This is a genomic window from Planktothricoides sp. SR001 (assembly GCF_001276715.1).
Lineage (GTDB): Bacteria > Cyanobacteriota > Cyanobacteriia > Cyanobacteriales > Laspinemataceae > Planktothricoides > Planktothricoides raciborskii.
The window spans coordinates 38587-64335 of record NZ_LIUQ01000010.1 but is presented as its reverse complement, the minus strand read 5'-3'; the positions used below and the strand labels follow the sequence as shown (position 1 = coordinate 64335).

The window sequence follows — 25749 nt, the reverse complement described above, 5'->3', positions numbered from 1 at the left end:
ATATACGCCAATGCTTCGCCCTCAGTCAATTTTATTTTCTATTGATTTCATTGACTGATTTTTTCGCTGCCTTGCTTTTTGCTGAGATTTTAAAAGTTTCACCTGATACGGGTCAGCATCTTGACGCCAATATACCCGATGTTTGCGAATTTCCGCACAATTTTTTTCCAGAATATTCTGCCAATGTTGGCGTTTATACATTAGATCAGAATTCTCTAACAGTCCCCGGTTTTCCTCTTGTTGAGTTAGGGATCTAAATTTCTCATACAGGGGATAATCAGCGGAAACTAACCGATCTTTCCGCGTTAGAATCAGAGGGTTTGGTAAATGTTCATAATCATAGTGAGTCACTTCTAAATTTTTTAAATTAATTTTCATCCGTCGGTGTAAAATAGGATGAGGATTTTCGTCAAAGTCTGGATAAAATAAGTAGGATATTTTGGAACTATGTAGATGAAATTTAACCACCGTTGCTTCATCCATGCGACCAATTACCCGACTGACTAATCCTTCATAAATTCTCAGCAATGGTTCTAACTGCTCGATCGCACTAATATGAACATAAAAACCATTGCCCGAAATATAGCCAAGTTGACTATTTTGGCAACATTGACGCACTAGGTTGATATCATTTAAACTATAGATGATATGTTCGGCGATCGCCTTAGCATTGGCATAAGATACGAAGAAGTATTTAATATCATCCTGAATTTCTGGATTAAACTGATTAAATTTCTGGGTTTTGCCAAAATTACTTACCGCTAAATAGGTTAATAAATCTTTGCGGCGTTTTTCCGCGATCGCATCCCATTCCGCTGAATTGGTCGCTTGAATAATGATTTGAAATGCCCGCCGTAGGGTGCCAAAAACTCCCAGAATTTCTGCTTCTTCTGGCAACTCTCCTTTGACTGGCAACCTACCGCGATCGCTCACAAAAGCCATCAAAGGTTGCAACATTTCTTGATAGTCCGCAAACTTTCGCAAATAGGCAGAAATTCGCGGAGTAGTGGTGCGACTGCGAAACCGATAAGCGCGAATTCGTTGCGCCATTTCTGGGTCACGAAACACAAAATAAATCCCCAAAGCTGCGGGAATTGCTTCCGCATTTAGCACTTGTTCAATATAAAATTTTAACTCTTCTTGCTCATAATATTTTTGGAAAGTATTCCGACGAGTAATCACCCCATCTCCATAGACCACCTGACCCCGTTCGCGATCGTCAATTAACACCAAAGAAGAAACAATTAAAACCTTTTGGGTCAACTGCCACGCATTGATTAAAGCTTCTCTCCGTTCTGCGGGGTCTTCAATCACATTAATTACATAACCTAAGTTTACTACATCCGCTGAAATAAAAGCATTATCGGGGCGATAATACGGATCCCAACCCTGACTAAAATAGCCTTGCGCTTGGATGCGTTCAATATCCCCACCATAACCACAACCATAATCAAAAAATGTGGTTTTTGGGGTGAATATTCCCGCGTCTAATGCTAATCGCATCGGTCGAGAAAAGTCACGGCGCACAATAGCCGCCCGATGCCGTTCAATTTTGGGAATAATACTGGGTAAAGTATCTTTTATTTCCGGGCAATGTATTACCTGATGACCGGATATTTTCACCCCATAAGTTTGTAAGCACCGCTGCCAACCTTTTTGGGTGCCAATTTTGGGACTACTAAGTAATCCTAATCTTTCTTCTTGTTTGGTGAGTTGGGCAAATACTCGATACAGGGGATAGTCTGGAGTGACAAAGGTTTCTTTGCGATGCAAAATGGGCGGGTTTTCAATGGCTTGATAATCTAAATAAGTTAGAGCAAAATCCGGTAAATTTACTTGCAAGCTGGCTTTTAAGGGCGGATGCGGGTCGGTGTCAAAGTCGGGATAAAATAAGTAAGATATTTTCGGTTCATCTAAGTGAAATTTGATTAAAGTTGCCCCATCAATTTGGCCAATTTGCCGCCGCAATTGGGCTTCATAAAGTCGCAAAATCGGGTTAAGTTGATGCAGGGCGGTAGTATGAATATATAAGGCAGTGGGTAATTTTTTGCCTATTTTGCCTAATCCACTGGTTTGGCAAGCATTGATAAGCGATCGCGGTTCTTTTAAATCGTGAATCAGTTGATTAATTTCCGCTATGGCCTTGTCAAAGTCGAGAAAAAATGTAATAATATCATTAGCGATTAATCTGGGGTAATTGGTGAGTTTTGCCACCAGTTTAATCGGCAGATTATCGGCTTTTTCATCGGCTTTTTCTTTGATGAGAAAGTCGCTGGCCAGATAAATTAATAAGTCTTGGCTGCGTTGGCTGGTAATTTTTTGCCAGTCCGAGGCATCGGTGGCGGCTAAAATAGCGGCAAAAGCATCGGTTATACTGCCAAATTGATTAATTAAGGCTGGTTCTGTGGGCAATTCTTGGCTGAGGGGTAATCGTCCCCGGTTTAAGTAAAAATCAATTAAGGGTTGGAGTATTTCTGCATGGTCTTTAAAGCCGGAAATTCCCGGTTTTATTTTGGGAGGAGTGAGAGGCGATCGCCAAACAGACTGGGAGAATATTTCTCGGCGATCGCTATTTCTAAATACCGCATAAACTCCTAGGGATAAAGGAGTGGCTTCAACCCCTAGGGTTTGTTCAATATAATGTTTCAGTTCTACGGGCTGATAGTAATGATAATTTGGGTTAAGTTCGCGGGGTTTTTCCCCACCGTAAGCCAGATATTTTTCCCCGCGTTCTTTTAACATGACTTCAGCGGCAACAATTAAAATATCCTGGGTTAATTGCCACGCATTGACCAAAGCTTTTTGGCGTTTTGCGGCAGAATTTAAGGAATTCAGCAGATAACCAAAATAGACGATATCTGCTGGATGACGTAATTCGGCAGTAGCATAATCGAGAATTGGGGTTTCTGGGGGCAACAGTCCCCCGGCAACCGCTAAACCCAGAGGACGAGGTAGGGGTGAGGAATTTGGGGCAACCATAGGGCAATGAATGGGTGTGATAGATGACTGTGATAAGTTTACGAGCAGAAATAAATGCACCGTAGACCCCATGAGAAGAAAAACTGTCATTCCCGCGAATGCGGGAATCCACAGTCTATCGGTGGGGAACGAAAAGTGCAATTAATTATGTTCACCTACTTAGATGCGATCGATGGGAATACCAAGTATTTTAAGTAATATATCCGATTCCCCGACCAGAAACCGGGTTACGGCGATAATTTTTGCTACTAACCCAAACTTAAATTAAAAAACCCGGTTTCTTAGTTACCGCCAAAAAACGGGGTTTATGCGGCTCTTTTGATTGCCTTGCAGAGATTTGAAAAGAAACCCGGTTTCTGACTCAGCTAAAATACCGGCAAACCCTAGCCCCCAGCTAAAAATGACTTAAACTATTGATATGACCGGACTCACACCCGAACAAAAAACTTGACAACAATAATGATTTTCTATAGCATTTAAGCGATGACGGGACATAAAAATATGCAATATCTAACACCCAATGCAATTTATTACGGGAGATCGGAGCAGAAAATGCTTGAAATTGAGCCTGATAGTGTCGCTCTTAGTTTATGGTCTCCTCCATACTTTGTGGGCAAAAAATATGAAAAAAATGAAACATTTGAATCTTGGCAAATTATGCTAAAAAAAGTCATATATAACCATCATTTAATTTTAAAACCAGGAGGTTTTATGGTGATAAATATTGCAGATATTTTATGTTTTAAAGATGAAAATATGCCTAAAATACAAGCCCTAAATATTTCTAGACAAAAATGCCAAGTAACAAGAGATATGGTAATAGAAGCTATCAACAAATATCCTAATTATAATCGTTATCAGTTAGCAAACTTGCTAGGCTGTAGTGAACAAACCATTGACAGAAGATTAAACGGAAACAATATTCGCGGTGGCAAACACCAGACTCAGACGAGAGTGAAGCTAGTAGGTCATTACCTGGAAAAGTATGCTCAAGATGTAGGAATTTATTTGTATGACAAACGAGTTTGGTTAAAAGATCCCGCATGGGCAAATAGTCAGTGGACAAACAACACACTAAAGGCAGTCAGTGAGTATGAAGATATATATATATATTGGAAACCAGGTGAGTATGTGATTGATAGAAGAAAGCTTTCTGAACAAGAGTGGAAAGATTGGGGGTCAAGGGGAGTTTGGCACATCAATAGTGTTAGAAACAATGACGATCATGAAGCAAAATTTCCAGAGGAATTAGCCACACGCATAATTCGCTTGTTCAGTTCAGAAGGTGATTTGGTAATCGATCCATTTATGGGGAGTGGCACCACTGCTGTAGCTGCCATTAAAACGAATCGTTTATACATAGGCATAGAAAAAGAATCTGCGTATGTTAAGTTAGCGGAAGATCGCATAAAAACGCTAAAACCTGTGCAGCTACAGCTAAATCTTGCTTAGGGTAAAACAATTTCTTTAAATCTCCAATTGTCTATAGATTTTAAAACGTCAAAACTAATTCTACAACGCTTTTTTAGATAATTTGTGCTTCGATCATCTTTCCCTGGGAAGAACAAATTAGGATATTGCTGTAAATAGTTGGGATTTTCTTGCAAGAGGAGTCCATTGGGAACTGTTGCCAAGCTAATTCTCCCCAGTGGTTGTCCTCCATCTTTTGAATTTTCTTCAAGGGATAACATTCTGTATACAGGTTTGACGATCAGTATGATAACTGGGATCATCGTTCCATCGCTGAGAATATAAATTGGAGGAATGCTACAATAAAAAGCTTGACTTTTTCGTTTACCCTTTGCAACTATCACATCATTAACAACACCACTATCCGCAGAATCCCATCTACCACTGCCGGAAATCTGATTTGGTGACATTACAGCATGGTTTTGATCGTCTCTAGGTCCAACCGACTTAATATCCAGAAATAACCAACAAGTATCTGTAAAACTATTTGTAAGTTTATTAATTTCTGAATGCGTAAGAACTAGCCTCAGATCAGAACCACTAGGTAAACCAATATCTCGAATACGAAAATAAGGTTCTAAAAGTCTTGGTAATTTGTATCCAATAGTGTGTTCACCAACTTCTATCCAGGGATACTGATCGCCTATGGGGGATCTACCTCTGTCGTCCGGTGGATAGTTTTGCCAAAACGGATAAAGATTGCTGGCCTCATTGAAATCACTGACTATCTGTTGAAGATTATTGTTAACTATTTCATAAAATTTTATCGATACAAACTTCTCAATATCGATCAGTTGATTATAGTTTTGTATAAAGTATTTTCTGGCTCTCTTGTAAATAGAGTATTGTGAATTTCTAAATTTATTAAACATCTGAGTTATCTTTGAGTAAATCCTGTGGGGAAACACCTAAACTTTCGGCAATTTTATCCAGAGTCTGTAAAGTAATATTGCGTTCACTTCTTTCGATCGCACCAATATAAGTTCGATGCAAACCACATTTTTCCGCGAAATCTTCTTGGGAGATTCCCAATTTTTTTCTTAGCCTTTTTAAATTTGATGCAACAAGTTGATTAAGTCCAGAAAATTGCTTGGCCATCCAAGATAGCTGAAATTTTATATTTAGCTGTTTCTTTTATGGTTACTTTACCCAGATGCGACTTTTATATCTACAGACTATATATAGCAAAAACGCTCACCTGCGAATCCCTGCAACACCTGCCCATTTATTGCCTCAACGCCCACCCTCTCGCGGACGAAACCGCCCCCAGTGAAATCGCCAAAACCCTGTGCAGACTGATTTGGAAACAAGCCCTGCCCAATCAACCCTATCCCAAACCCAGCACCCCTGCTGACCTCTGCGGTGAACTAGACGAACTGAAATTCACCCTCAGCCCACCCAAACTAGCCATCCTGCTGACCAACTGCGAACATCCCACCCCAGAACTCATCGCCTTTTGCCGTAAACTGACCGACACCGTAGCCGTAGCCTTCCTCACGGACGCACCCCTAGAAGCCCCGTTAAAAGGCTTTCCGCCGAATCAATCTAATCTTTTATCTGCCATTGAAACCTGGTTAGAGGAGATTTGAGGACTGGCATTTTTTAGGTTAGAATAGGGTTAGAGGAGACTTGATAATTAATTATTGTCAGGTCGAAAGCGTAACCTATTAAGGCTGGTTACGGTTGCAATTGTCTCAAAATCACGGTCATTATGAATTAAGATCAACTAATGTGCGATCGCCAGTTGAGCAATACAACAATCAATACTACTTCTAACCGTTAATCCCTGTCGTTGTAAATCGTAATAAATTCGGGCAGCCGCGACCCAAGTATGAGGAGTGGATTCGATATAGTCTTGGTCTTGCAGATAGGTTTCTAATAACCTCCACTCACGTTCATCTCGGCAACCTTGCAACAGTTCCATTTGAGTAGATCGGCTCAACAAAATGGGTTGATCCTTAATAATTTCTGATAAAGATTGACGAACCGTACCCGTCTTGTCTCGGAAAACAGCAATCCAAACTGATGTATCAATCAAAAACATTTCGGTTTAACCGTAAGGCTTTATAGTCGTAATCTGTTGAGAATTGAATCTGTCCGCTCAAATCGAGTAAATTTCGTTTTTTGCGGTTTTTGACTAATTCGGATAAAGCAAAGTTAATTAATTCTTGTTCTGTCTGAATATTGGTTAAGCGCAATCCTTCTTTCACCAATTCTTCATTGAGTTCGATGGACTTTTTCATCGCTAGTGGTTGATTTTATGTTCAGATTTATTGTCGTACAGATTTACTTATATTAACATTTTTCTGACTCAATGTCCCCCTGATTTGGGAAATCACTTGTCCCGAGGAAGACCCCGCCGAAATGCGATCGCCACCTCAAAACCCTAAAACGCGCCCCACCTCCTCCCCCACGGTGCCATCCTCTTCGGGGGCGAATTTCCACCCCTACCAAACCCACCCCAGAAGCGATCGCCTTTTGCCAAAAACTGACCGGGGTAATCGCTGTAGCCTTCCTCACGGACGCACCCCTAGAAGCCCCGTTAAAAGGCTTTCCGCCGAATCAACCTAATCTGATATCGGCGATCGAAACCTGGTTAGAGGAGATTTAAGTAACTGGGGTTCTCCCTGAAACTTAGGATAAAATTGGAATTGACCTTAAAACCTGATTTTGGGTAACGAAGCGGACTGAACTGTTATGAATACCCTAGCTCAAGAAATTCTCAAAAACTTTGATGATTTGCCGACTACAGAACAACAGGCGATCGCAGCAGAAATACTCAAGCGCGTTATCAATTTTGACGTTCCCCCTTTGACCGATGAGGATTTAGTCCTCAATGCAGAAGAACTGTTTTTAGCCTTAGATGAGCAAGAGGCAGATCATGGGTAGTCCTAACCGGGGAGAAGTCTGGCTTGTGGATTTAGGTTACACCGCCAAGGTTAGGCCCTGTCTTGTGGTGAGTATTCCTGCCCTCATGCAGGATAGAGCATTAACAACATTGATTCCGCACACCACCAGTCCTAGAGGTTCACGTTTTGAAGTTGAGATGAAAACCCGGTTTCTCAAGCCCGGAGTTTTCGACGTACAAAACCTGATTACCATTCCTCATGCAAAACTTCTGAAAAAATTAGGTGAATTAGATCCAGAGCAGTTGTCACAAATTGAAACAATTTTACGCTTATGGTTAGGCTTAGAAAGCACGGATACTGAACCCAAAACATAGCCTCTCTCGCAGAGGAAAACCCCCCGGAACCCGCCACCCCGCCGGAAATGCGATCGCCACCTCAAAACCCTAAAACGCGCCCCACCTCCTCCCCCACCGTGCCATCCTCTTCGGGGGCGAATTTCCACCCCGACCCAACCCACCCCAGAAGCGATCGCGAAGCGTTGACCCAGGAGAATCGCCTTTTGCCAAAAACTGGGGTAACTAGCCTAGAAGCCTCGTTAAAAGGTTTTCCGCCGAATCAATCTAATCTATTATCTGCCATTGAAACTTGGTTAGAGGAGATTTGAGGATTCAAGAAACCGAGTTTCTGCCAGAGTTTCTGCTACAAATCAGAGATTTTGCTAGAAACCCGGTTTCTGAACCCCACGCCAAGTCCCAAACTTGAAATAAAATTAGAATTGACCTTAAAACCTGATTTTTGGTAATGAATACTCTAGCTGAAAAACTTCTCAAAAAGATGATTTGCCGACTACAGAACAACAGGCGATCGCCCTTGAAATAAGAATCAAATGAACCTCTCTAAACTCTTAGAACTCGCACAAGTATTTCTCAAACTCGGCATTATTGGATTTGGCGGCCCAGCGGCACATATTGCCATGATGGAAGATGAAGTAGTTCATCGACGGCAATGGTTAACCCAAGAACAATTTCTGGATCTGGTAGGTGCCACCAACTTAATTCCTGGATCAAATTCGACAGAAATGGCGATTCATGTTGGCTATATATATGCCGGTGGTTTAGGATTAATTGTCGCCGGAACTTGTTTTGTGTTCCCGGCTGTATTAATCATGGCAGTTTTGGCATAGGGATATGTCAAATTTGGCGCCTTACCCGCAGTTTATCAGTTTTTATATGGCATCAAATCGGCAGTTTTAGCGGTGATTTTTACCGCATTGTGGCGCTTGGGGAAAAAGCAGTGAAGTATCGGGAACTGTTGATCATTGCGATCGCCAATGGCGGTACGGGAGGAACTACTGTTGCCACCACCCAAACAAATTTAGGTTTAGCGACTACTGAAAATAGCGATTTCACTTACTACCCAGGTTGGATGCCTTATAATCAATCATCGCCTGTGAAAATATTTAAATATAGAAGATTAATTAATATCACTGGGTTAGTTACTAAAACATTATCGGCAACCAATAATAATCAGTAATAATATTTTAACGTTACCATCTAGTTGCTATCCACAAAATAACATCATGGCATATAGGGTATTATAATAACAAATATCAGCTTTTAGCAGTTTATAATCTTCCCAATGGAAAAATATATATTTCTGCTCTAATTTTAAGTTATGCCGTACCTTCGATTATTGCTTGGGTTCAACTTAATTTTACTTATTTTACAGCAGGTTGAACCGCTTCTTGCAGTTTGTTTAGGCGATCGCTATCATAGAAGTCTAGAAGTGCAAACAGGAGGTAAAGGGATGAAACGGATATGGGAGAATGTGGCAATTTTCAGCCTCACCACGGCTTTTATGGGGATGCCCGCAGTGGTTTTAGCCCAATCTACGCCACAAATTATTGCCCAAATTATTGCTCAAAGAAACGAGGCAGATTTTGTCAACCGAGGTTTACAACGATATCGTCAAGGAGATGTACGCGGGGCAATTGAAGATTTTAGCCAAGCCCTACAGTTGAATCCTAATTATGTGCAAGGGTATCAAGCGAGGGCTAATCTGTTGTCAGCCCAAGGAAATCAGCAAGCCGCGATCGCCGATTATAGCCAAGCGTTACGCCTCGATGCTGGCTTTGTTCCCGCTTATATTGGTCGGGCAAGTGCTCAGTCAGCCCAAGGAAATCACGAAGCGGCGATCGATGATTACAGCCGTGCTTTGAAACTGAATAATAACTATGTCCAAGCTTATATTGGTCGCAGCGCAGCTTATGCCGCATTAAAAGATTTTAATCGGGCTTTGAATGATTTAAATCAAGCTTTAGGCCGTGACCCTAGTAATGGTGCGGCTTATTATAATCGAGGCAGTGTTTTCGCATTACAGGGCGATCGCGCCAATGCGATGCGAGATTTCCAACAAGCGGCGGAAATCTTTAGGCAACAGCAAAATCCTGAACTTTATCAACGAGCAATGACTCGAATACAATTGCTACAAATGCAAAGAAATTAACGGATAATTAACCGAAGTGGAGACGCGATATTATAATCTGGCGTCTCTACAGATAATAGAAAATCAAAAATTATTTGTCAATAGGTGTTAAATAAATGGTCGTCCAAATTGTTTTGTTGATTGCAGCTTTATTGGTTTCTTGGTTAGTCTTTACTTTACTGATCAATATTGTCAAAACTACGGTAAAAACGGCGATTCTGATTGCGGCGATCGTGCTGGTGTTGCAGTTAGGTTTTGGCATCGGGCCACAAGTTTTGGTGGATCAGATTAAGGGATTGCCCCAAGTTGTTTGGGTTTTTATCCAAGAGCAACTGGGTAATAATCAAAGCCAGTGAAATGCAGCAATTATTATGTTTATGAGGATTTCCTGTTATTCCTGCATTAATCACTTAATGTAAAAAAATAATCCCTAGCTTAGAGGTGAAAAATATGTTACTAATCGAGATAAATGAAGCGCTAAATCAGTTAAATCACTTGGTAGCAGTGGTTAGTAAAGATGAAGAAGAAGTGGTGATGACACATGATAATCAGCCTCTGCTAAAACTGGTGCGGATACTACCAAATAGTTTACATAATTCTGTCGGTTATTTTCAGTTTGATAATGCTAAAGGTATCGTTTTGCTACCCGTTTTTTTTATTGAGAATAACGGTGATAACTTTATGAATCCGCTAACTCACTTATTCGCTCAGGCGATCGCTGGCGAAGAAGTGTTGATAATTTTACCAGAAACTTTAGTTTTAAATAATGAATTTGCTGTAATCAAAATAGTGTCTATGTTACCCAAGGAGCCTCGTCGGTCTAAAGCGGGTAGTGCCAAAGGTATGGTGACATTATCTGATGATTTTGATGAACAGATCGCAGATTTTCAGGAGTATATGTAATGAGATTTTTATTAGATACTCATACCTTTATTTGGTTTGTTATTGATAACCCAAAACTTAGTCACAGGTAAAAAAAATTAATTGAAGATGATCAAAACGAAAAGCTACTCAGTATAGCTATTATCTGGGAAATGGGGATTAAGCATAGTACCGGAAAACTGAGTTTTAATCTGCCATTTGAGATATTTATATTATGGCAAATAAGTATCAACGATTTTGAAATTTTGGATATTCAACTACGCCATAGTTTTGTGGTAGCTACTCTCCCTTTTCATCATCGTGACCCGTTCGATCGCATACTGATTGCCCAGGCAATGGTTGAGGAAATCCCTATTCTGAGTGCTGATTCTGCTTTTGATGCTTATTCTAACGATTATGGTAAAATATAAATTAATGTGCGATTCTACATAATAGTGACTGTTGACTATGTTAGGGTCTATTAGGCATTCAAAATTTATCGGATATCCACGAAATTTGAACGTGATCCGTAACGCAACGTATTGATTATTTACATCTCACCTAGAAACAATATATAGAATAATGACTGTTGCCAGAGTTACATCAGGATTAAACTTAAAAGCAGGCGATCGCTTCTTAGTGCTTTACGGAACCAACACTAGCGACACATTCTGCAATGCAAAGCTTTTGTTACAAGATATTGAGCAAGTTATCCATCAATATCTTAAAAGCCAAAATTATCAGCGTATCCTATTTTATTCTGGGGTAAAAAAGCTTTATTTTCTCGATGCGGAATCCCGCGATCGCACTCGCATCCCATCTTCCCCCAATCAAAAATCTACCCCTACCGAAAACCCAGAAAAAACCATGCAAGTCACCCCAGGACCCCTGGGCAAAAAACGCCGTCTTTTAGGCAAAAAAAATGAAGGTAGGGGCGTTGCATTTGGGCAAACCATCTCTGATTCAAAACCAATAATTGACGCCCCGAATGCAGCGCCGCCCTCCCCAGGAAATACCGTAACCCATAACTCCCCCCTTTTTAAGGGGAGTACGGGGGGAGCATCACGCCTCCAAGATACCCAAATTATCTCCTATTTGGAAAGCGTTATTCAAGACACAAAACAACCTTCAGCGATTATCTTTTCTAATGCGGAAGACTTAGCCCACTTTGACAACCGTCGCGAACTATTTGGTCGCTTCGTTGAATGGTCTCGTTTACCCCCCAATAATCGCAATATTTGTATCTTAATTTTTCATCACGAAACCCGCAGCAAATTACAGTATTTTTGTCAACAAATAGGCTTGACATTTTTGGCAAATTATGCTGAAAATAGAAACCAAACCGGCAGCCAGGTATTTAATATTGTCCGGTTGGCTGCCCCCAATGCCACCGAAATTCGGGCATTACAAGATTATTTTCGCCTCAAATACCGCAAGGCAGTTAACTGGGGCGATCGCGCCCAATTACCTATTTGGATTGCGGCGGAAAATCGCCCGTTAAATTATTGGTACGATCGCTTCTCGGACTGTGAAGAAATTTCCCTAGAAACTGCTAAAAAACACCATTGGTTAAGTGCGGATGTGAGCGATCGCCCTGCCTTAGAACGGTTAGAAGCAATGGTGGGTTTGCCTGGAGTTAAATCAGCCATTCAACGCAGAATGCGATCGCTACAAATTCAGCAACAACGCCGCCAACAAGGGCAAATCTCCGAACCCTTACGCTTGCATCTAATTTTTAAAGGTAATCCCGGAACGGGGAAAACCACCGTTGCCCGATTAATTGGGGAAATTTATCGCGATTTAGGATTATTACAACGGGGTCATGTGATAGAAATTGGGGGACGAGATTTAGTCGCAGGATATGTGGGACAAACCAATATTCAAACCAATGAAATCATCGATCGCGCAATGGATGGAGTATTATTTATTGATGAAGCTTATGCCCTCTCCCAAGGGGGAAACAATGACTTTGGGCAAGAAGCCATTGATACCCTGGTCAAACGCATGGAAGATGACCGCGATCGCCTTGCGGTAATTGTAGCGGGATATCCGCAAGAAATGGATGAATTTTTGAACTCTAATCCTGGTTTAAGGCGACGGTTAGCCACAGAAATTATCTTTGAAGATTACACCCCCCAGGAGTTGTTAGAAATTTTCCGCCAACGGGTCAACCGGGTGCAAGTTTCTCTCGCTTCAGAGTTAGAAAATGCTCTGAATAATCTATTTACCCAACTTTACCTTGATCGCGATCGCAGTTTTGGCAATGCGGGCTTAGTAGAAAATCTCTTTCATCAAATAGATGAACGGCGGTCTGTCCGAGTCATCAGCCAAAACCTTGACCCCTTAACTGAACCATTTAAACCCATAGATTTACCGGAAAATTATCAACAAATCGCCAGCCAAGGACAAAAAAATCAAGATAGCATTGAGGAATTATTACAAGAACTTGACCGACTCACCGGATTATACTCTGTTAAAGCAGTAATTCGGGAAATTGTCGAAACCGAATTAGCCAATCAAAGGCTAAGAGAAGCAGGTTTAACCGTTGATGATGAACCGGAAACTAGACACTTATTATTTACCGGCAATCCGGGGACGGGAAAAACTACCGTTGCCCGATTATTGGGGCGAATTTTTAAAGCTTTGGGCATCTTACGCAAAGGACAATTTGTGGAAGTCACTCGCGCTGATTTAGTCGCAGGTTATGTGGGACAAACTGCCCAAAAAACCACAGAGGCGATCGCAAAAGCTTTAGATGGAGTGTTATTTATTGATGAAGCTTATGCCCTTTCTCGCTGTGATTCTGGCAATGATTTTGGTCGAGAAGCCATTGATACTTTAGTACCAATGATGGAAAATCAGCGCGATCGCCTCGTCGTCATTCTCGCAGGATACTCTCGCGAAATGGCGCAATTTTTAAAAGCCAATTCTGGTCTAGAATCTCGTTTGGCTGATCAAATCAAATTCCCTGATTATAATGGCGAAGAACTGCATCAAATCTTTCTCGGTTTCTGCGAAAATGCCCAGCGCATTTGTCCCCCAGAAGTCTCCCAAGCCCTGCAAAAAATATTTATGGAAATGTATCAAAATCGAGGCCATAATTTTGGCAATGGTCGAGATGTCCGCAACTTCTATGAAAAAATGGTAAAACGGCAAAAAAGCCGAATGTTGCGAGAACATCTCACCGGCGAAGCTATGATGACTTTTGGCTTAGAAGATATTCCAGTTGGTAGGGTGCGTTAACGCAGCGAAGCGGAGTGTAACGAACCAAAGCCCAGAGACAATTTATACAATTTAACAACTATTTTATAAAATAGCAATGCTGCAAGGACACGGCAATGCCGTGTCCCTACGGTGGCTTTGTATAATTTTTTTAAAATTTTACAAAAAACCGAAAAAATTTGTGATTTTGTAATTATATTTTAATCAAAAAATTAAATAAAAATACTATTGTATTTACCCGAAACAGATTCAATATATTATAAAATATATCAAAGACAATTTTCGATTTAATATTTATGAATAATTCTCTGGCAACGGCGGAATATGATAGTCCTTGGAAAGAAGCGTTGGACTTATACTTTGAACAATTCATTGCCTTCTTTTTTCCTCAAGCTTACGCAGACATTGATTGGGACAAAGGCTATGAATTTCTGGACAAAGAATTTCAACAAATAGTCCGTGATGCGGAACTAGGAAAACGTCTGGCAGATCAACTGGTAAAAGTTTGGCTGCGAGACGGCAAAGAAACCTTAATCTTGGTGCATATTGAAATCCAAAGTCAATATGAATCGGACTTTGCCGAAAGAATGTTCATCTACAATTATCGGATTTTTGACCGCTATCGGCTGCCGGTTGCTACCTTAGTCATCTTAGCAGACGAGCGCCCTTCTTGGCGACCCAATACCTATCAGTATAAAATCTGGGATAGTCAAATGGGCTTACAGTTTCCGGTAGTGAAATTGTTAGATTATGAATCGCAGTGGTCAATGCTAGAGTCGAGTACCAATCCCTTTGCGGTGATGGTGATGGCACATTTAAAAACTCAAGCGACTCACCGAAATCCAGAAGGGCGTTTACAATGGAAACTGACGGTAGCAAAAAGCCTTTATCAAAGAGGTTATAGCCGTCAAGATATCCTAGAACTATTTCGCCTAATTAACTGGATGATGACTAAAGAAACCGGGTTTTTTAATAGATGCTCATGCCGAAACAGACTAGCTGGATAAAAACCCGGTTTCTGTGGAGCAATCTTTCACCTTAGAAATGACAAATTATGAGGAGGATACGAAAATGCCTTACATTACTCCCCTGGAACGCTTTGCGATCGCAAAAGGACGCCAAGAAGGATTGGCCGAAGGACGGCAAGAAGGAATTCTAGAAAAGGGTCGAGAATCTGTAATAGAAATTCTGGAAACTCGATTTGATTCGGTGCCAGAGTCTTTGGTAGAGACGATTAATCAAATCAACAATGAGGGAGTGCTAAAAATTCTGCATAAGCGGGCAATTACGATCGCCTCTTTAGGAGAATTTCAAGAGTTTATGCATCAGCAGCTATCTGAATTAGCCGCAGAAAATCCTGAACAAACTAATTAATTGTGCGCTAGAAACCCGGTAACTCCTACGAAACCGGGTTTCTTTTTTTAGGCATATCGAATAAATATAGATAATCTTATGACATAAATTGAAAAAAAATCGCCGGAAAGCTAAAATAAAATGTAATCACGAATTAACCTATATCGCTGAAACTAATGGCAATTAACCAGACTTGTCGCTACCGAATCATTGACCTATTTTCCGGGGCAGGAGGCTTTACCCTGGGGTTCACTCACAACCCTAATTTAAGGGATAAGTTTCAACCTGTTTGGGCAAATGACAATAATAAAAGTGCCGTTGCTACCTATAACGCTAACTTTGGCAACCATTGTGTCTTAGGTGATATCGTTGATATCTTGAATCATTCAAAAATGCAGATTCCCAAAGCCGATGTAGTGATCTGTGGCCCTCCTTGCCAAGGATTTAGCTTGCTCAATAAAAAGCGCAAAACTGACGAAAGAAAAGAACTATGGCGACCATTTATGGAAGTGGTCGAGCGGGCAAATGCTGACACATTTCTCATGGAAAATGTGCCGGAATTATTGGGGTCTTGGGAACACGAACAAATAATGCGTGAGGCAAATGATAGGGGATTTAAACTTGCTTGGCAAAAATTATGTGCCGCAGATTTTGGAGTGCCGCAGTTGCGATATAGAGCTTTTATTATTGGTTGTCGTTTTACAGATCCAGCGCATTTTTTTCCGCCACTAAAAACTCACTATAATCCAGCAGAAAGAGTTTTATTTTCCCTGTTTGATTGCGATAATGGCTATGTGAGTAAACCGAAATATTGGCAAACGGTCAGGGATGCGATCGCTGATTTACCTGCCCCAGAAAGCACAGAAATTAACAAATTTCCCCCACCATTAAATTTGCACTTTGGCCGAAACCCAACTCCCTTGAGTTTAGCCCGTTACCAAGCCATTCCTAAAGAAGGAATGAACCGCTTTGACTTACAACGTCTTGCCCCAGAATTAACCCCAGAATGTTGGTTGAGAAAAAAATCCGGTGGGACTGATTTATTTGGTCGTTTGTGGTGGGATAAACCGAGCGTCACTATCAGAACTGAATTCTTTAAACCTGAAAAAGGACGTTACTTACATCCAGAACAACATCGACCGATCACCCATCGTGAAGCAGCGAGATTACAATCATTTCCAGACCACTTTGTATTTTGCGGTAGCAAAATAGAAATTGCCAAACAAATTGGCAATGCAGTCCCGCCTTTATTAGCGGCAAAAATTGCCGATTGTGTGTATAGTTTATTGGTGGGGATAAATGCTCCGTTAGAAAATAATCGTTTTCCAGAGGAGTTGAAGGTCAAGGAATTTAGCGCGATCGCCCACGCTGGGAAAAAAGAAACCCGGTTTCTTTAAGAAACCGGGTTTCTGGTATGAATTAAGTCTGATTTGCGCGATCGCCATTCCGGTCTGGGTTATCTTTTAATGGGTTATCTTTTAATGGGTTATCTTTTAATGGGTTATCTTTTAATAAATCTGACGGTAACGGCACCGTAATTTGCAGATTAATGCCGATTGTTATTTGATTGTTCTCATCAATTCTCATATTAGTGATATTAACCACGGTATTTTCTGGAGCCGAAGCACTCACAGAAAACGGAGGGGACAATTCGCTGCGATATCCCGCTTGTTCCAGCCAGTCGGTGACACTTCTCCAACTTTCCAACTTGGAATCAGATTTATCCAGCAGGCTTTTCACATACTTATAGAGGGTAGCGCAGAGGTCAGTTTGCACCCCCTTCGCATCCTTATCCAACTTTTCCGCAATTTCCGCCGGACTATGACCACAAAGCAACCCCCGCAGATGTAATTTCTCTACGGGGGTCAAACGCTTACCCTTGACTGATGCCAGGTCTGCGTATAGCGTTTCCAGATCCCAGTGCTTCGCTGCCTCAGCAAATGGCTCCTGCTTGGATCCCATCGGTAGCTGCCCTCCTAAAATTCCTGATGTAATCCTAACACAATTCCTGATTGGTTTTAGGAAAATTTAGTAACTAATTAGTATAAACTATGTAAAGTTGCCTTTTAACACTAATATGTGACAGACACTATGGGGCTAACAGTCTGGTTGGCACTGAAATGACTCCTAATCATGGGCTGATGTGGGCGACGTAAGCTTACCTTTTGGGTTGATCTTCAAAGGCGATCAAACCCACTCAGATCGCGATCGCACAAAAATCAGTCATAAAGGAGTGAGTATTATTCCCATCAGAAAAAGCTTTGTAGATATAAAATATCTGGAAAACAAACAAGCAAGCAGACCAGAAAACAATCCCACTGTCATTTGTCATGTTCGTATCAGGCACCGAATCCACAAACTTTCTACCTCACCTTGATAAAAACCTTTAAATTAGCTGATTTGCAGTTTTATTCAAATTGATTGGTAAGAAGGTTTAATTGGATATCCCTCCCTCAGATTATGAGAAATTCTCTAGAGTACAACAGGAATAAACTATTATGCCAGTTAATGACAAAAAATCAAAAAAGTTTATCAACACTGAACCGATTCGAGAAAGTGCTAAAAATTGCGAGGAAAAGGTTTGGGATGCAGTAAAAACTGCTTTTGCCGATCGCGAATGTATTGGATACTGGCGCTATCCTCTGTTCGCGAAAGTGGGGGAAGTGCGTAAAGAGCCAGATATTCTCATTGGCGACCAAGAAATTGGGGTGATTATTATTGAAATCGCTTGCGTGAGTATCGATCAAATTGTGGCGGTTAATGGCGAACAGTGGGAATTGACCAACAGGGATTCGATCGCGGGAAGTTCAGCGGAACGAGGAAATCGTCAGTTACAAGCCTTGTTAGGATACTGCGATCGCGAATCGGTATTATTTCGCAAAGTTACTGGACTAGCGATCGTTGCCTTGCCGTTGATTACTCAAGAACAGTGGCAGCAGAAAGGGTTCGATCAATTACCAGGATGTCCGCCGATTCTCTTCCAAAATCAGTTAGGAAAATCCACCCTTCTCGAACGTATTAAACAGGCAACTCCCTTGGTTGCCGGAGAAGACCTCGATGAGGAAAAGTGGCAAACTCTTAAAGCCGTTATTGGTGGTACTCCAGTGCTGCGTAAGCCTCCTCGACCAATCGTTTCTAGCAACGGCAAAACGCGATCGAGTATTGTGGCAACCTTGCAAGAACGGCTCTATGAATTAGATTTGCAACAAGAAGAAATCGGCAAACAAATTCCCCCAGGGGTGCAACGAATTCGTGGCATTGCTGGATCGGGAAAAACTGTACTTTTGTGTCAAAAAGCTGCTCATATGCACTTGAAACATCCCGATTGGGATATTGCCCTAGTCTTTTTCACTCGTGCGCTATACGACCAAATCGAAGACTTAGTAAATCGATGGTTGCGCCGTTTTAGCAATGGCGATGTTTCTTACGATGCCACGGTACAAAAAAAACTAAAAGTGCTTCATGCTTGGGGTGCTAGAGACCGTGCCGGTCTTTATCGAACAATTTGTCAAGCAAATGGAATCACACCCCTTGGGGTTAGAGACAGCAATCGCGGCAATCCTAATGAAAAACTCGCAGATATTTGTGGACAATTGTTGAACGATCAAGAAATTCAACCCATGTTTGATGCCATCCTCATTGATGAAGGGCAAGATTTAGTCACTGAAGAGGATCTGAAATATCAAGAAGATGGGGAATATAAGCAGGCGATTTACTGGATGGCTTACCAGGCTTTGCGCCCCATCGATCCGGAAAAGCCTGACGAGGAACAAAGACGTTTAATTTGGGCTTACGATGAGGCGCAAAGTTTAGATAGTCTGAAAATTCCCACGGCTAAGGAACTGTTTGGAGATAATCTGACTAAGCTGGTGACAGGAAGATATAAAGGAGATATTAAAAAAAGCGAAGTGATGAAACGCTGCTACCGAACGCCTGGGCCAATTCTTACCGCTGCCCACGCAATTGGGATGGGGTTGCTTCGGCCTCAAGGAATGCTGGCAGGACTTACCAATAAAGAAAGTTGGCAGGCGATCGGCTATGAAATTAAACAAGGTAGCTTTAATCCAGTTGGCCAAAAAGTTACGCTTAATCGCCCTCCAGAAAATTCACCCAATCCTATTCCCAAACTTTGGGAAGAACCAGTTTTAGAGTTTGAAACTTACGATTCTCGTGCCGAAGAATTAGAAGCATTAGCTGCCAAAATCAAGCATAACCTCAGTTATGACGGATTGAAGCCTAGCCGGGATATTTTAGTGGTTGTTTTAGGCTCTGTTTTTGAAGCAATGGATTTAGAAACTCAGGTAGCTAGTTTTTTAATGGATGAAGACATAAACATCTATATTCCCACAGCTATCAAACTTAACCAACTCAAGCCACAGTATCCTCAAAATGACCCCGATCGCTTTTGGCAAGAAGGAGGAGTTACCATTTCTCGGATTCACCGAGCCAAAGGTAATGAAGCGAATATGGTGTATGTGGTTGGCTTAGATAATGTGGCCAAAAATGAACAGGATCCAAATTTACGCAATCAGTTGTTTGTTGGTTTAACCCGATCGCGGGGTTGGGCTTGTTTGAGCGGTATTGGCAATTACGATCTTTACGACGAAATGCGAAAAGTTATCACGAGTGGAGATACTTTTACCTTTACCTACAAAGGAAAGCTCAAAATAAATCGGGGTGAGGAGGACGAAAATTAGCCCCCGATGATTTTCTAGGGATGCGGTGTTTTTGTTTTTTTCTGTAAAGCATCTATTCCCTAGATATCGCTGATTATAAATTGGAATGTCAACTTAAAATAAATAGGAACACGAACCATGAGTTATCCGCACTGGAACTATTTTTTTGCGATCGAACGTGAATTATGGGAAACTACAAGATATGTAGAGTTGTCTCAACAAAACTATTCCACTTACTCGATTGAATTTGCGAAAATTTTGATGACTAGCTGCGCGGAAATAGATAGTGTGGCTAAATTAATTTGTACTTATTTAGCTGAAAATAATCTTCTCCCAACAGGCTCTCATTCAATTCCGAAGCGCCCAAGTATTAATGATTATTATCAAATAATAGTGCCAAAGTATCCCCTGTTTAAACAGGTTGAGATTGAAATTACACAATATTCATTAAATTTAAAACCTTGGGAAAATTGGCAAAAATAAAGCATAGAACCTAAAATTCCAGCAGTAGACTGGTGGGATGCTTACAATGATGTTAAGCATAATCTGGATAAGAACTTCGCTAAAGCTAACTTAAGACATACTTTAAAGGCTGTAGCGGGTTTAATGGTGATGACTCTGTATTATCACAACAAAGTACACGGCTTAACTTACTTTGATATCACGCAAAGCCCAAAAATTATGTTTCCCAAGTGGTATGGAACCGACGAAGGAGGCTCATTACCGTGGAGATTCTCTTTACCGGAATAACTCACATTGGCTTGTGTGAATTTGTCAATAAATAACTGGATCGGCGCGACCCCTTTCTATCTCCTGAAATTGAAAAAGAAACCGGTTTCTTCAAAAAACCGGGTTTCTGTAATTCCTTCAAAAAACCGGGGTTGTATCTACCTCGAAAACCCGTCTTAAACCAATCTTTAAATATTCCTCCTGAGACTCGATACTAATCGAACGGCGTCCTAAACGCTTCCCTACAGCAGCAGTGGTAAAAGTCCCGGCAAAGGGATCGAGAATCAAATCCCCTTCATTGCTGCTGGCTAAAATAATTCTTTCTAGTAAAGATTCTGGCTTTTGGGATGGGTGATTTTCATACTCAGCCATGCGATAGCGGACGCGAGGAAAATTCCACACATTGCCCGGAACTTTTTCGCTATTATAAGGAGTGGGAATCGCTTTTCTATAGTCAATTAACTTGCGTTTTGCCCCGGTTTTTGCTTCTACCTTAATCGCATCCCCATTAAAAACATAGTCCTGCTTATTTTTCACGCAATGCAGGATGGGTTCATACATAGAACCAAAATATTTTTTGGCCTGAACTCCCGAACTATCATAATGCCAAACGATGCGACTGAGAATGGTTAATTTTTTTCTCAAATAAAGGTCAAAATAGGGCATGGCTTGGGTACTTGCCATCAGATATAAAGTGCCGTTCGGCTTTAAGACCCGAATGGATTGATCAAGCCACTGATAAGCCCATTCTAAATAATCTGCTTCCGATGCCCATTTGTCAGCAAAATTAGCAAATTGTTTGCCGATATTATAAGGAGGATCGATAAAAATTAGGTCAATAGATTCTGAGGGAATTTCTTGTGCTAATATCTGGGTAGCCTCACCATGATATATGATCTGCCCGCTGGATTCATATCGTTGAAACATGATTGTAATCTGAAGCAATTTATAACCGATTACCAGATAAAATATTCAGAAACCCGGTTTATTAAAGAAACCGGGTTTTTTGAAGTTTCTTGAAGAAATCGGGTTTCTGGGTGTTTTCTGCGGAATTAGCGCAACCCAACCCAGGTAAAGAAATCCTGGTGAGTGAAGAATTCTAAGACCAATAGTGCGACAAACCCAATCATGGCAAATCGGCCATTGATGCGTTCGGCATAGAGATTCCAACCAAAGGCAGGATCTGGTTCGATCGCCGACTCTTCAGTTTCGATCGCTGGTTTAGAGGGTTTTTCTGAACTCATAATGTTTCCTAATGTTTCCTAATGCGTCCTAAACTTTTGGATCGGATTTTGATTCTAATTCTTGGACTGATGAAATCAGCGATCGCACTTCTTCGGTGCCTGCGGACGGTTCAAAAGTCAAGGGAAACTTCCGGTTTGTCACCATGCGTAACCCCACGGGTCCCAGACTCAGTAAACCTTTCACATCCCGGAAATAGTTACCAATCACCATCACCGCAAACTTCCGTTCATCCACCCAACCCCCTTGCTTCACCAGTTCTAACAACACTTTGCGGTGACGCACGGGCCGACTGGCGCTGGCATCCTTGCGAGCCAGAATTTCCCCTTTAATTTTGCTAATTTGATCCAGGGGAGACACTTCCATTGGACAAGCAGAATTGCAATTAAAGCAACGGGTGCAAGCCCAAATCCCGCTTTCTAAATTATCATAAGTTTCTAAGCGCTCTTCGGTCTTGGCATCCCGGTTATCCGCCACCATTCGGTAAGCTTTCGCCAAAGCATGGGGCCCAACAAAATTGGGATTCACCTCTCTGGCATTGCAGTCAGAATAACAAGCACCACAAAGAATACAGTTACCCATATCATTGAGGCGATCGCGTTCTTCGGGAGTTTGGAGGAACTCCCGTTCTGGCACCAGACGCGCCTTCGTACTCACATAAGGCTCCACCGCTTCGAGATTATTCCAGAAACTGGTCATATCCACCACCAGATCCTTAATCACGGGCATATTGCCCATTGGTGTGATCGTAATTTCTGGAATACTGGGGGAACTCACAGATGTTCCATTTTCCCTGGCACTTTGCTCGGCAATGGCAATATTTTGCAGTCTTTCCAGTTCAGCGCCAATATTTTCTTTACAAGCAAGGGCAGGACGACCATTAATCCTCATGCCACAACTGCCGCAAATCGTATTGCGACAATTCTTTCGGAACGCCAGGGTGCCATCTTGCTCCCATTTGATCCGATTAAGACAGTCGAGAATGGTATTGCCCGGTTGCACGTCGAGAGTGTAACTCTGAACTCTGGGGGCGGAGTTTTGATTTTGCCGAATGACCTTAAACAGGACTAGCATGGCTTTCTATGTATTGAAATCAATGGATCGGGCGAAACCTCAACCAGTCTATTTTTTCCTTCGCCGAGGGGCGCAATCTCGATTCCCTTTCAGAAGCCGCTTCTTAGAATCGCGCCACCTCACGAATTCCTGGAAAAGATCTAGCCTTCACCACTTCTTAGTGTAAAACCGATTTCCGTCCAAAACAAAAAATCATCAGCCGCCGCCCATAAATCGGCGAAGGTAAACAAATTTAAAATTAAAATATAGTCAAATATAGCGGTTGCTTCATCAGAATCCCTGTCATACAATAGGAATTTGAGTCGCGGACTTCAGTTCAAAAATTTTTTGGGGTTCCCAGCGACTAGCAATCGCCCTTCACCGGATCAGCGGATATTTTATGGATAATGACCGAGCGATCGCCCGTTTGCCAAAAGTTCAGATATGGCGGCGAGGGGCTGCCTTATTCATTGACTACTGGGCGGTGTCCCTAGTCAGTTCCCTCGCCACCTCCAGCAGTGAACCGGGAGTCGGTATTGATGAAGCCTTATTATTTTTGCTCCTCTGGCTAGGAATGCGAATCATTCTAGTCACCATGAATCAAGGCCAAAGCTTAGGTCGCTGGGCTTTGGACATGAAAGTAGTCGATACTCGTTTTGGCCGAGTCCCAGAACTGGTGGACTTATTTAAACGAGAAGGCTTAATGGGCATCGAAGTGCTTCTAGTCTATATCGGTTTAGAATACATTCGCCCCGGATCCGGAATTGGATTATTCCTCTTATTACCCCTAGCGATCGACTGTAGCCTAGTCAACACCGATCCCTTTGCCAAGCAAGCATTCCACGATCGCATTGCCGGGACTTTCGTCTGCGCCACTCGTCGTGGTTACTCCTTGGATCTGAAAGTAAAACGATGGTATCGCCTAGGTCAAAGGTGGCTAGAACAAATTTCCCAGAGTCGCTCAAATCGCAACGACTAACTGGCAAAAAAATATCGGTTAACTTTGTCGGCAAAGATGCCAAGATCCCGCCCTGGGGATCGATATCCCAAAATTCTCTGGGAGCAGAGGCGAAGCATTCGCGTAGACAAATGCAAGGTTTGTAGTGGAGATAGATCCGCGAATGCTTCGCCCCTACGGGTATCTTGATATAATCGCAATGCTCCCAATGCCATGAATCTGCAAAGAAAGCTAATTGTTTCTATTACTGGCACCCCAGTCTAACTCAGTTAAAGTAATCTCAATCAATTAAACTAAGGCCGATTACTGGGTCTTCCTGGAATTGTGATGCCTTCCACCGCATCCCGGAACACTTGCACATCCGCACTAAAGTCGATCGGTAAAACTGCCACCACGTTTTCATGGGGACGGGGAATAATCACCCAACTTTCCAAGGCGGAACCAAAAGTATTTTCTGCGGCGGCAATTCCCGCATCCATAGCCGTTTTCACTTCGGAGACATCTCCTCGGATCACCACCATAAAACGAGCGGAACCGCAACGCAGATAACCGACCAGGGTTACACGCCCTGCTTTTACCATTGCGTCGGCTGCCGCTAAAACACCGGGAAACCCTTTCGTTTCAAGGGAGCCAACTGCTTGTTGTGGGGACATTTTTAAATCTCCTGACTCAATGAACTTGTTGCCAACGAATAATTGTACGAACTAATCGCTGCTTTTTTTATCAAAACATGAAGTAGCAATCGCACGGATAAAAATTTTCTAGGAAATCACCGATGAGGATGATGAGGATGATGAGGACGATCGCGATCGTAATTTTGCCCCATCATCGGAATGGTTCACTCTTAGGCGTATAGTCAATCGGCAAAACCGACACGATATTTTCTGGGGGATTGGGAACAATATAATGAGTCAGTACCTTGTCAGGACCAACCTTATTCCCGGCTTCAATTCCAGCGTCCATCGCCACCTTCACTTCGGAAACAGGGCCGCGAATTGCCACCAGAAACTGGGCTTTTTCCGCTAGGCCATAATACACTAAGGTGACTCGCCCGGCTTTAACCATCGCATCGGCGGCGGCCAAAACAGGGGGAAACCCATCGGTTTGAATCACTCCAACGGCAATTGGCATCCAGTAGCCTCCTAATATTCATGCAATATATTCATGCAATCCGCCAAGTTAATTGTACGAGGCAATGTGAATTTTCCAGATCAAGCTGAGAAAAAATCTTATATTTATTGGTTGTTGGTTATTGGTTAGGGGAACGGGCAACGGGAAGGGTACGGGCCACACCAATGACCAATAAGATTAAAAGGGCTCAACCATGACGGATTGAACCCTTTTGAATATTAATTGACAATCAGTAATTTTCTTGTTTTAAAGATTTGATCAATTGAAGTATTTAGTTGCGACGAGAGAAATTGTCTTTGCGGCGACCACCGCCACCACCGCCACGACTACCGCCATAAGATCCTCCGGTTTCAGGAGGTTTGGCTTTGTTCACTTTCATCTGACGACCCATCCACTCGGCGCCATCGAGGGCATCGATCGCGGCTGCTTCTTGGGCGTCTGACTCCATTTCTACGAAGCCAAAACCGCGCATACGTCGGGTTTCACGGTCTGTGGGCAGGTGAACTCGTGTCACCTTTCCATATTCGGCAAATACGGCAGTTAAATCCTCTGAGGTTACTTTGTAGGATAAGTTGCCGACATAAATTGACATCTGTTATCTCCAAAAATCAAGGTTTTGTAGATGGAGATTTCGGAGATCAGCCTGTTGAGACGATTAGCGAAAAGCTTGTCACTGAAAACAAAATCTGGCACCGAAATCGATAAACCACCGATGATTATAGCATAATTGTGGATACACCAA

At 42.1% G+C, this 25749-nt stretch carries 34 protein-coding genes; 20 read left to right on the top strand and 14 right to left on the bottom strand.

The features are described 5' to 3' along the window. Window positions 1–21 precede the first annotated feature (21 nt). Window positions 22–2979: a DNA phosphorothioation-associated putative methyltransferase gene (locus tag AM228_RS08300; RefSeq protein WP_072160718.1), complete on the bottom strand. Its 2958-nt coding sequence runs from the start codon at window positions 2977–2979 to the stop codon at window positions 22–24. 54 nt (window positions 2980–3033) lie between these two features. Between AM228_RS08300 and AM228_RS32135 the strand changes: the two genes are divergently transcribed. Both AM228_RS32135 and AM228_RS08295 read left to right on the top strand, forming a co-directional pair. Continuing rightward, window positions 3034–3177 carry a hypothetical protein gene (locus tag AM228_RS32135; RefSeq protein WP_156331630.1) on the top strand — a complete coding sequence of 48 codons (144 nt, stop codon included), beginning with the start codon at window positions 3034–3036 and terminating at the stop codon, window positions 3175–3177. A 354-nt stretch (window positions 3178–3531) separates the two neighbouring features. Then, complete coding sequence (locus AM228_RS08295) at window positions 3532–4431, top strand: site-specific DNA-methyltransferase (protein WP_231636707.1); 900 nt, start codon at window positions 3532–3534, stop codon at window positions 4429–4431. Here the strand turns inward: AM228_RS08295 and AM228_RS08290 are convergent. Continuing rightward, window positions 4428–5321 (bottom strand): BglI family type II restriction endonuclease, encoded by an 894-nt coding sequence (locus AM228_RS08290; protein WP_054465660.1) that lies wholly within the window; start codon window positions 5319–5321, stop codon window positions 4428–4430. The genes AM228_RS08295 and AM228_RS08290 overlap by 4 nt on opposite strands. Continuing rightward, window positions 5314–5547 (bottom strand): helix-turn-helix domain-containing protein, encoded by a 234-nt coding sequence (locus AM228_RS08285; RefSeq protein WP_054465659.1) that lies wholly within the window; start codon window positions 5545–5547, stop codon window positions 5314–5316. Before AM228_RS08285 ends, AM228_RS08290 begins: the two co-directional genes overlap by 8 nt. Window positions 5548–5585: 38 nt before the next feature. Here AM228_RS08285 and AM228_RS08280 point away from each other — a divergent pair, with 38 nt between their 5' ends. After that, a complete protein-coding gene (locus AM228_RS08280; protein WP_054465658.1) occupies window positions 5586–6038 on the top strand; it encodes a hypothetical protein in 453 nt (150 codons plus the stop codon). Window positions 6039–6175: 137 nt separating this feature from the next. Here the strand turns inward: AM228_RS08280 and AM228_RS08275 are convergent, their stop codons facing one another. The 3 genes from AM228_RS08275 to AM228_RS32130 are packed head-to-tail and all read right to left on the bottom strand — an operon-like array spanning window position 6176 to window position 6969. Further along, window positions 6176–6493 carry a PIN domain-containing protein gene (locus AM228_RS08275; RefSeq protein ID WP_231636706.1) on the bottom strand — a complete coding sequence of 106 codons (318 nt, stop codon included), beginning with the start codon at window positions 6491–6493 and terminating at the stop codon, window positions 6176–6178. After that, a complete protein-coding gene (locus tag AM228_RS08270; RefSeq protein WP_017303248.1) occupies window positions 6480–6692 on the bottom strand; it encodes a type II toxin-antitoxin system VapB family antitoxin in 213 nt (70 codons plus the stop codon). The genes AM228_RS08275 and AM228_RS08270 overlap by 14 nt, the downstream gene beginning before the upstream one ends. A gap of 52 nt (window positions 6693–6744) precedes the next feature. After that, window positions 6745–6969, bottom strand: a complete 225-nt coding sequence (locus AM228_RS32130) for a hypothetical protein (RefSeq protein WP_156331629.1) — start codon at window positions 6967–6969, stop codon at window positions 6745–6747. Here AM228_RS32130 and AM228_RS37120 point away from each other — a divergent pair. The 14 genes from AM228_RS37120 to AM228_RS08215 all read left to right on the top strand — a co-directional run bounded on the left by AM228_RS37120 (window position 6887) and on the right by AM228_RS08215 (window position 16615). After that, a complete protein-coding gene (locus tag AM228_RS37120; protein ID WP_375339731.1) occupies window positions 6887–7060 on the top strand; it encodes a hypothetical protein in 174 nt (57 codons plus the stop codon). The genes AM228_RS32130 and AM228_RS37120 overlap by 83 nt on opposite strands. 86 nt (window positions 7061–7146) lie before the next feature. After that, a complete protein-coding gene (locus tag AM228_RS08265) occupies window positions 7147–7338 on the top strand; it encodes a hypothetical protein (protein WP_054465657.1) in 192 nt (63 codons plus the stop codon). Then, window positions 7331–7672, top strand: a complete 342-nt coding sequence (locus tag AM228_RS08260; protein ID WP_054465656.1) for a type II toxin-antitoxin system PemK/MazF family toxin — start codon at window positions 7331–7333, stop codon at window positions 7670–7672. Before AM228_RS08265 ends, AM228_RS08260 begins: the two co-directional genes overlap by 8 nt. 98 nt (window positions 7673–7770) lie before the next feature. Then, window positions 7771–7962: a hypothetical protein gene (locus AM228_RS08255; protein WP_231636705.1), complete on the top strand. Its 192-nt coding sequence runs from the start codon at window positions 7771–7773 to the stop codon at window positions 7960–7962. A gap of 222 nt (window positions 7963–8184) precedes the next feature. Further along, entirely contained in the window at window positions 8185–8481 is a 297-nt protein-coding gene (locus tag AM228_RS08250; RefSeq protein ID WP_231636704.1) for a chromate transporter, read from the top strand. Window positions 8482–8591: 110 nt separating this feature from the next. Beyond that, window positions 8592–8831, top strand: a complete 240-nt coding sequence (locus AM228_RS35030; RefSeq protein ID WP_231636703.1) for a hypothetical protein — start codon at window positions 8592–8594, stop codon at window positions 8829–8831. 141 nt (window positions 8832–8972) lie between these two features. Next, the gene (locus AM228_RS08245) at window positions 8973–9803 is read left to right on the top strand and encodes a tetratricopeptide repeat protein (RefSeq protein WP_054465654.1); all 831 of its coding nucleotides are present in this window, start codon (window positions 8973–8975) and stop codon (window positions 9801–9803) included. A 95-nt stretch (window positions 9804–9898) separates the two neighbouring features. Then, window positions 9899–10138, top strand: coding sequence for a hypothetical protein (locus AM228_RS08240; RefSeq protein ID WP_054465653.1), 240 nt, complete (start codon window positions 9899–9901; stop codon window positions 10136–10138). Window positions 10139–10232: 94 nt separating this feature from the next. Continuing rightward, a complete protein-coding gene (locus AM228_RS30780; protein WP_054465652.1) occupies window positions 10233–10685 on the top strand; it encodes a DUF2281 domain-containing protein in 453 nt (150 codons plus the stop codon). A gap of 80 nt (window positions 10686–10765) precedes the next feature. After that, window positions 10766–11074, top strand: coding sequence for a type II toxin-antitoxin system VapC family toxin (locus AM228_RS08230; RefSeq protein WP_369817695.1), 309 nt, complete (start codon window positions 10766–10768; stop codon window positions 11072–11074). Window positions 11075–11225: 151 nt separating this feature from the next. After that, window positions 11226–13886, top strand: coding sequence for an AAA family ATPase (locus AM228_RS08225; protein WP_054465651.1), 2661 nt, complete (start codon window positions 11226–11228; stop codon window positions 13884–13886). Between the two features lie 275 nt (window positions 13887–14161). Beyond that, complete coding sequence (locus AM228_RS08220; RefSeq protein WP_313890572.1) at window positions 14162–14872, top strand: hypothetical protein; 711 nt, start codon at window positions 14162–14164, stop codon at window positions 14870–14872. Between the two features lie 64 nt (window positions 14873–14936). Then, window positions 14937–15239 (top strand): hypothetical protein, encoded by a 303-nt coding sequence (locus AM228_RS36695; protein WP_313890571.1) that lies wholly within the window; start codon window positions 14937–14939, stop codon window positions 15237–15239. Between the two features lie 155 nt (window positions 15240–15394). Beyond that, window positions 15395–16615 (top strand): DNA cytosine methyltransferase, encoded by a 1221-nt coding sequence (locus AM228_RS08215; RefSeq protein WP_054465650.1) that lies wholly within the window; start codon window positions 15395–15397, stop codon window positions 16613–16615. Between the two features lie 22 nt (window positions 16616–16637). On the opposite strand, the gene AM228_RS08210 is transcribed toward AM228_RS08215, so the two are convergent. Next, window positions 16638–17180: a hypothetical protein gene (locus AM228_RS08210; protein ID WP_054465649.1), complete on the bottom strand. Its 543-nt coding sequence runs from the start codon at window positions 17178–17180 to the stop codon at window positions 16638–16640. Window positions 17181–17415: 235 nt separating this feature from the next. After that, window positions 17416–17574, bottom strand: a complete 159-nt coding sequence (locus AM228_RS32125; protein ID WP_156331628.1) for a hypothetical protein — start codon at window positions 17572–17574, stop codon at window positions 17416–17418. 142 nt (window positions 17575–17716) lie between these two features. On the opposite strand from AM228_RS32125, the gene AM228_RS08205 reads away from it, so the two are divergent. Both AM228_RS08205 and AM228_RS08200 read left to right on the top strand, forming a co-directional pair. After that, window positions 17717–19915, top strand: a complete 2199-nt coding sequence (locus AM228_RS08205) for a DEAD/DEAH box helicase (protein ID WP_054465648.1) — start codon at window positions 17717–17719, stop codon at window positions 19913–19915. Between the two features lie 117 nt (window positions 19916–20032). Further along, window positions 20033–20377, top strand: coding sequence for a hypothetical protein (locus tag AM228_RS08200; protein WP_054465647.1), 345 nt, complete (start codon window positions 20033–20035; stop codon window positions 20375–20377). A 384-nt stretch (window positions 20378–20761) separates the two neighbouring features. Here the strand turns inward: AM228_RS08200 and yhdJ are convergent, their stop codons facing one another. The 3 genes from yhdJ to AM228_RS08185 form a co-directional block, all read right to left on the bottom strand. After that, on the bottom strand, window positions 20762–21550 hold the full coding sequence (gene yhdJ / locus AM228_RS08195; RefSeq protein WP_054465646.1) for an adenine-specific DNA-methyltransferase: 789 nt from the start codon (window positions 21548–21550) through the stop codon (window positions 20762–20764). A gap of 125 nt (window positions 21551–21675) precedes the next feature. Further along, window positions 21676–21867 (bottom strand): chlorophyll a/b-binding protein, encoded by a 192-nt coding sequence (locus AM228_RS08190; protein WP_054465645.1) that lies wholly within the window; start codon window positions 21865–21867, stop codon window positions 21676–21678. 28 nt (window positions 21868–21895) lie between these two features. Further along, window positions 21896–22939, bottom strand: a complete 1044-nt coding sequence (locus AM228_RS08185; protein WP_054465644.1) for a succinate dehydrogenase/fumarate reductase iron-sulfur subunit — start codon at window positions 22937–22939, stop codon at window positions 21896–21898. Window positions 22940–23318: 379 nt separating this feature from the next. Here AM228_RS08185 and AM228_RS08180 point away from each other — a divergent pair, with 379 nt between their 5' ends. Next, window positions 23319–23897, top strand: a complete 579-nt coding sequence (locus AM228_RS08180; protein ID WP_054465643.1) for an RDD family protein — start codon at window positions 23319–23321, stop codon at window positions 23895–23897. A 272-nt stretch (window positions 23898–24169) separates the two neighbouring features. Here the strand turns inward: AM228_RS08180 and AM228_RS08170 are convergent, their stop codons facing one another. The 3 genes from AM228_RS08170 to AM228_RS08160 all read right to left on the bottom strand — a co-directional run bounded on the left by AM228_RS08170 (window position 24170) and on the right by AM228_RS08160 (window position 25599). Then, window positions 24170–24529, bottom strand: coding sequence for a carbon dioxide-concentrating mechanism protein CcmK (locus tag AM228_RS08170; protein ID WP_054465641.1), 360 nt, complete (start codon window positions 24527–24529; stop codon window positions 24170–24172). A 172-nt stretch (window positions 24530–24701) separates the two neighbouring features. Further along, window positions 24702–25007, bottom strand: coding sequence for a carbon dioxide-concentrating mechanism protein CcmK (locus AM228_RS08165; RefSeq protein WP_054465640.1), 306 nt, complete (start codon window positions 25005–25007; stop codon window positions 24702–24704). A 271-nt stretch (window positions 25008–25278) separates the two neighbouring features. After that, window positions 25279–25599, bottom strand: coding sequence for an RNA-binding protein (locus tag AM228_RS08160; protein WP_054465639.1), 321 nt, complete (start codon window positions 25597–25599; stop codon window positions 25279–25281). Window positions 25600–25749 lie beyond the last annotated feature (150 nt).

What these genes read in the sequence shown, in the direction of transcription:
- AM228_RS08180 (WP_054465643.1), top strand. Translation starts at nt 23,319, where the DNA reads ATGGATAATGACCGAGCGATCGCCCGTTTGCCAAAAGTTCAGATATGG.
- AM228_RS08240 (WP_054465653.1), top strand. Translation starts at nt 9,899, where the DNA reads ATGGTCGTCCAAATTGTTTTGTTGATTGCAGCTTTATTGGTTTCTTGG.
- AM228_RS36695 (WP_313890571.1), top strand. Translation starts at nt 14,937, where the DNA reads ATGCCTTACATTACTCCCCTGGAACGCTTTGCGATCGCAAAAGGACGC.
- AM228_RS08200 (WP_054465647.1), top strand. Translation starts at nt 20,033, where the DNA reads ATGAGTTATCCGCACTGGAACTATTTTTTTGCGATCGAACGTGAATTA.
- AM228_RS08210 (WP_054465649.1), bottom strand. Translation starts at nt 17,180, where the DNA reads ATGGGATCCAAGCAGGAGCCATTTGCTGAGGCAGCGAAGCACTGGGAT.
- AM228_RS08300 (WP_072160718.1), bottom strand. Translation starts at nt 2,979, where the DNA reads ATGGTTGCCCCAAATTCCTCACCCCTACCTCGTCCTCTGGGTTTAGCG.
- AM228_RS08290 (WP_054465660.1), bottom strand. Translation starts at nt 5,321, where the DNA reads ATGTTTAATAAATTTAGAAATTCACAATACTCTATTTACAAGAGAGCC.
- AM228_RS08265 (WP_054465657.1), top strand. Translation starts at nt 7,147, where the DNA reads ATGAATACCCTAGCTCAAGAAATTCTCAAAAACTTTGATGATTTGCCG.
- AM228_RS08185 (WP_054465644.1), bottom strand. Translation starts at nt 22,939, where the DNA reads ATGCTAGTCCTGTTTAAGGTCATTCGGCAAAATCAAAACTCCGCCCCC.
- yhdJ (WP_054465646.1), bottom strand. Translation starts at nt 21,550, where the DNA reads ATGTTTCAACGATATGAATCCAGCGGGCAGATCATATATCATGGTGAG.
- AM228_RS08280 (WP_054465658.1), top strand. Translation starts at nt 5,586, where the DNA reads ATGGTTACTTTACCCAGATGCGACTTTTATATCTACAGACTATATATA.
- AM228_RS32135 (WP_156331630.1), top strand. Translation starts at nt 3,034, where the DNA reads ATGCACCGTAGACCCCATGAGAAGAAAAACTGTCATTCCCGCGAATGC.
- AM228_RS08160 (WP_054465639.1), bottom strand. Translation starts at nt 25,599, where the DNA reads ATGTCAATTTATGTCGGCAACTTATCCTACAAAGTAACCTCAGAGGAT.
- AM228_RS30780 (WP_054465652.1), top strand. Translation starts at nt 10,233, where the DNA reads ATGTTACTAATCGAGATAAATGAAGCGCTAAATCAGTTAAATCACTTG.
- AM228_RS08285 (WP_054465659.1), bottom strand. Translation starts at nt 5,547, where the DNA reads ATGGCCAAGCAATTTTCTGGACTTAATCAACTTGTTGCATCAAATTTA.
- AM228_RS08245 (WP_054465654.1), top strand. Translation starts at nt 8,973, where the DNA reads ATGCCGTACCTTCGATTATTGCTTGGGTTCAACTTAATTTTACTTATT.
- AM228_RS08275 (WP_231636706.1), bottom strand. Translation starts at nt 6,493, where the DNA reads ATGTTTTTGATTGATACATCAGTTTGGATTGCTGTTTTCCGAGACAAG.
- AM228_RS08205 (WP_054465648.1), top strand. Translation starts at nt 17,717, where the DNA reads ATGCCAGTTAATGACAAAAAATCAAAAAAGTTTATCAACACTGAACCG.
- AM228_RS08170 (WP_054465641.1), bottom strand. Translation starts at nt 24,529, where the DNA reads ATGTCCCCACAACAAGCAGTTGGCTCCCTTGAAACGAAAGGGTTTCCC.
- AM228_RS08165 (WP_054465640.1), bottom strand. Translation starts at nt 25,007, where the DNA reads ATGCCAATTGCCGTTGGAGTGATTCAAACCGATGGGTTTCCCCCTGTT.
- AM228_RS08215 (WP_054465650.1), top strand. Translation starts at nt 15,395, where the DNA reads ATGGCAATTAACCAGACTTGTCGCTACCGAATCATTGACCTATTTTCC.
- AM228_RS08190 (WP_054465645.1), bottom strand. Translation starts at nt 21,867, where the DNA reads ATGAGTTCAGAAAAACCCTCTAAACCAGCGATCGAAACTGAAGAGTCG.
- AM228_RS08225 (WP_054465651.1), top strand. Translation starts at nt 11,226, where the DNA reads ATGACTGTTGCCAGAGTTACATCAGGATTAAACTTAAAAGCAGGCGAT.
- AM228_RS08270 (WP_017303248.1), bottom strand. Translation starts at nt 6,692, where the DNA reads ATGAAAAAGTCCATCGAACTCAATGAAGAATTGGTGAAAGAAGGATTG.
- AM228_RS08295 (WP_231636707.1), top strand. Translation starts at nt 3,532, where the DNA reads ATGCTTGAAATTGAGCCTGATAGTGTCGCTCTTAGTTTATGGTCTCCT.
- AM228_RS08250 (WP_231636704.1), top strand. Translation starts at nt 8,185, where the DNA reads ATGAACCTCTCTAAACTCTTAGAACTCGCACAAGTATTTCTCAAACTC.
- AM228_RS08260 (WP_054465656.1), top strand. Translation starts at nt 7,331, where the DNA reads ATGGGTAGTCCTAACCGGGGAGAAGTCTGGCTTGTGGATTTAGGTTAC.
- AM228_RS08220 (WP_313890572.1), top strand. Translation starts at nt 14,162, where the DNA reads ATGAATAATTCTCTGGCAACGGCGGAATATGATAGTCCTTGGAAAGAA.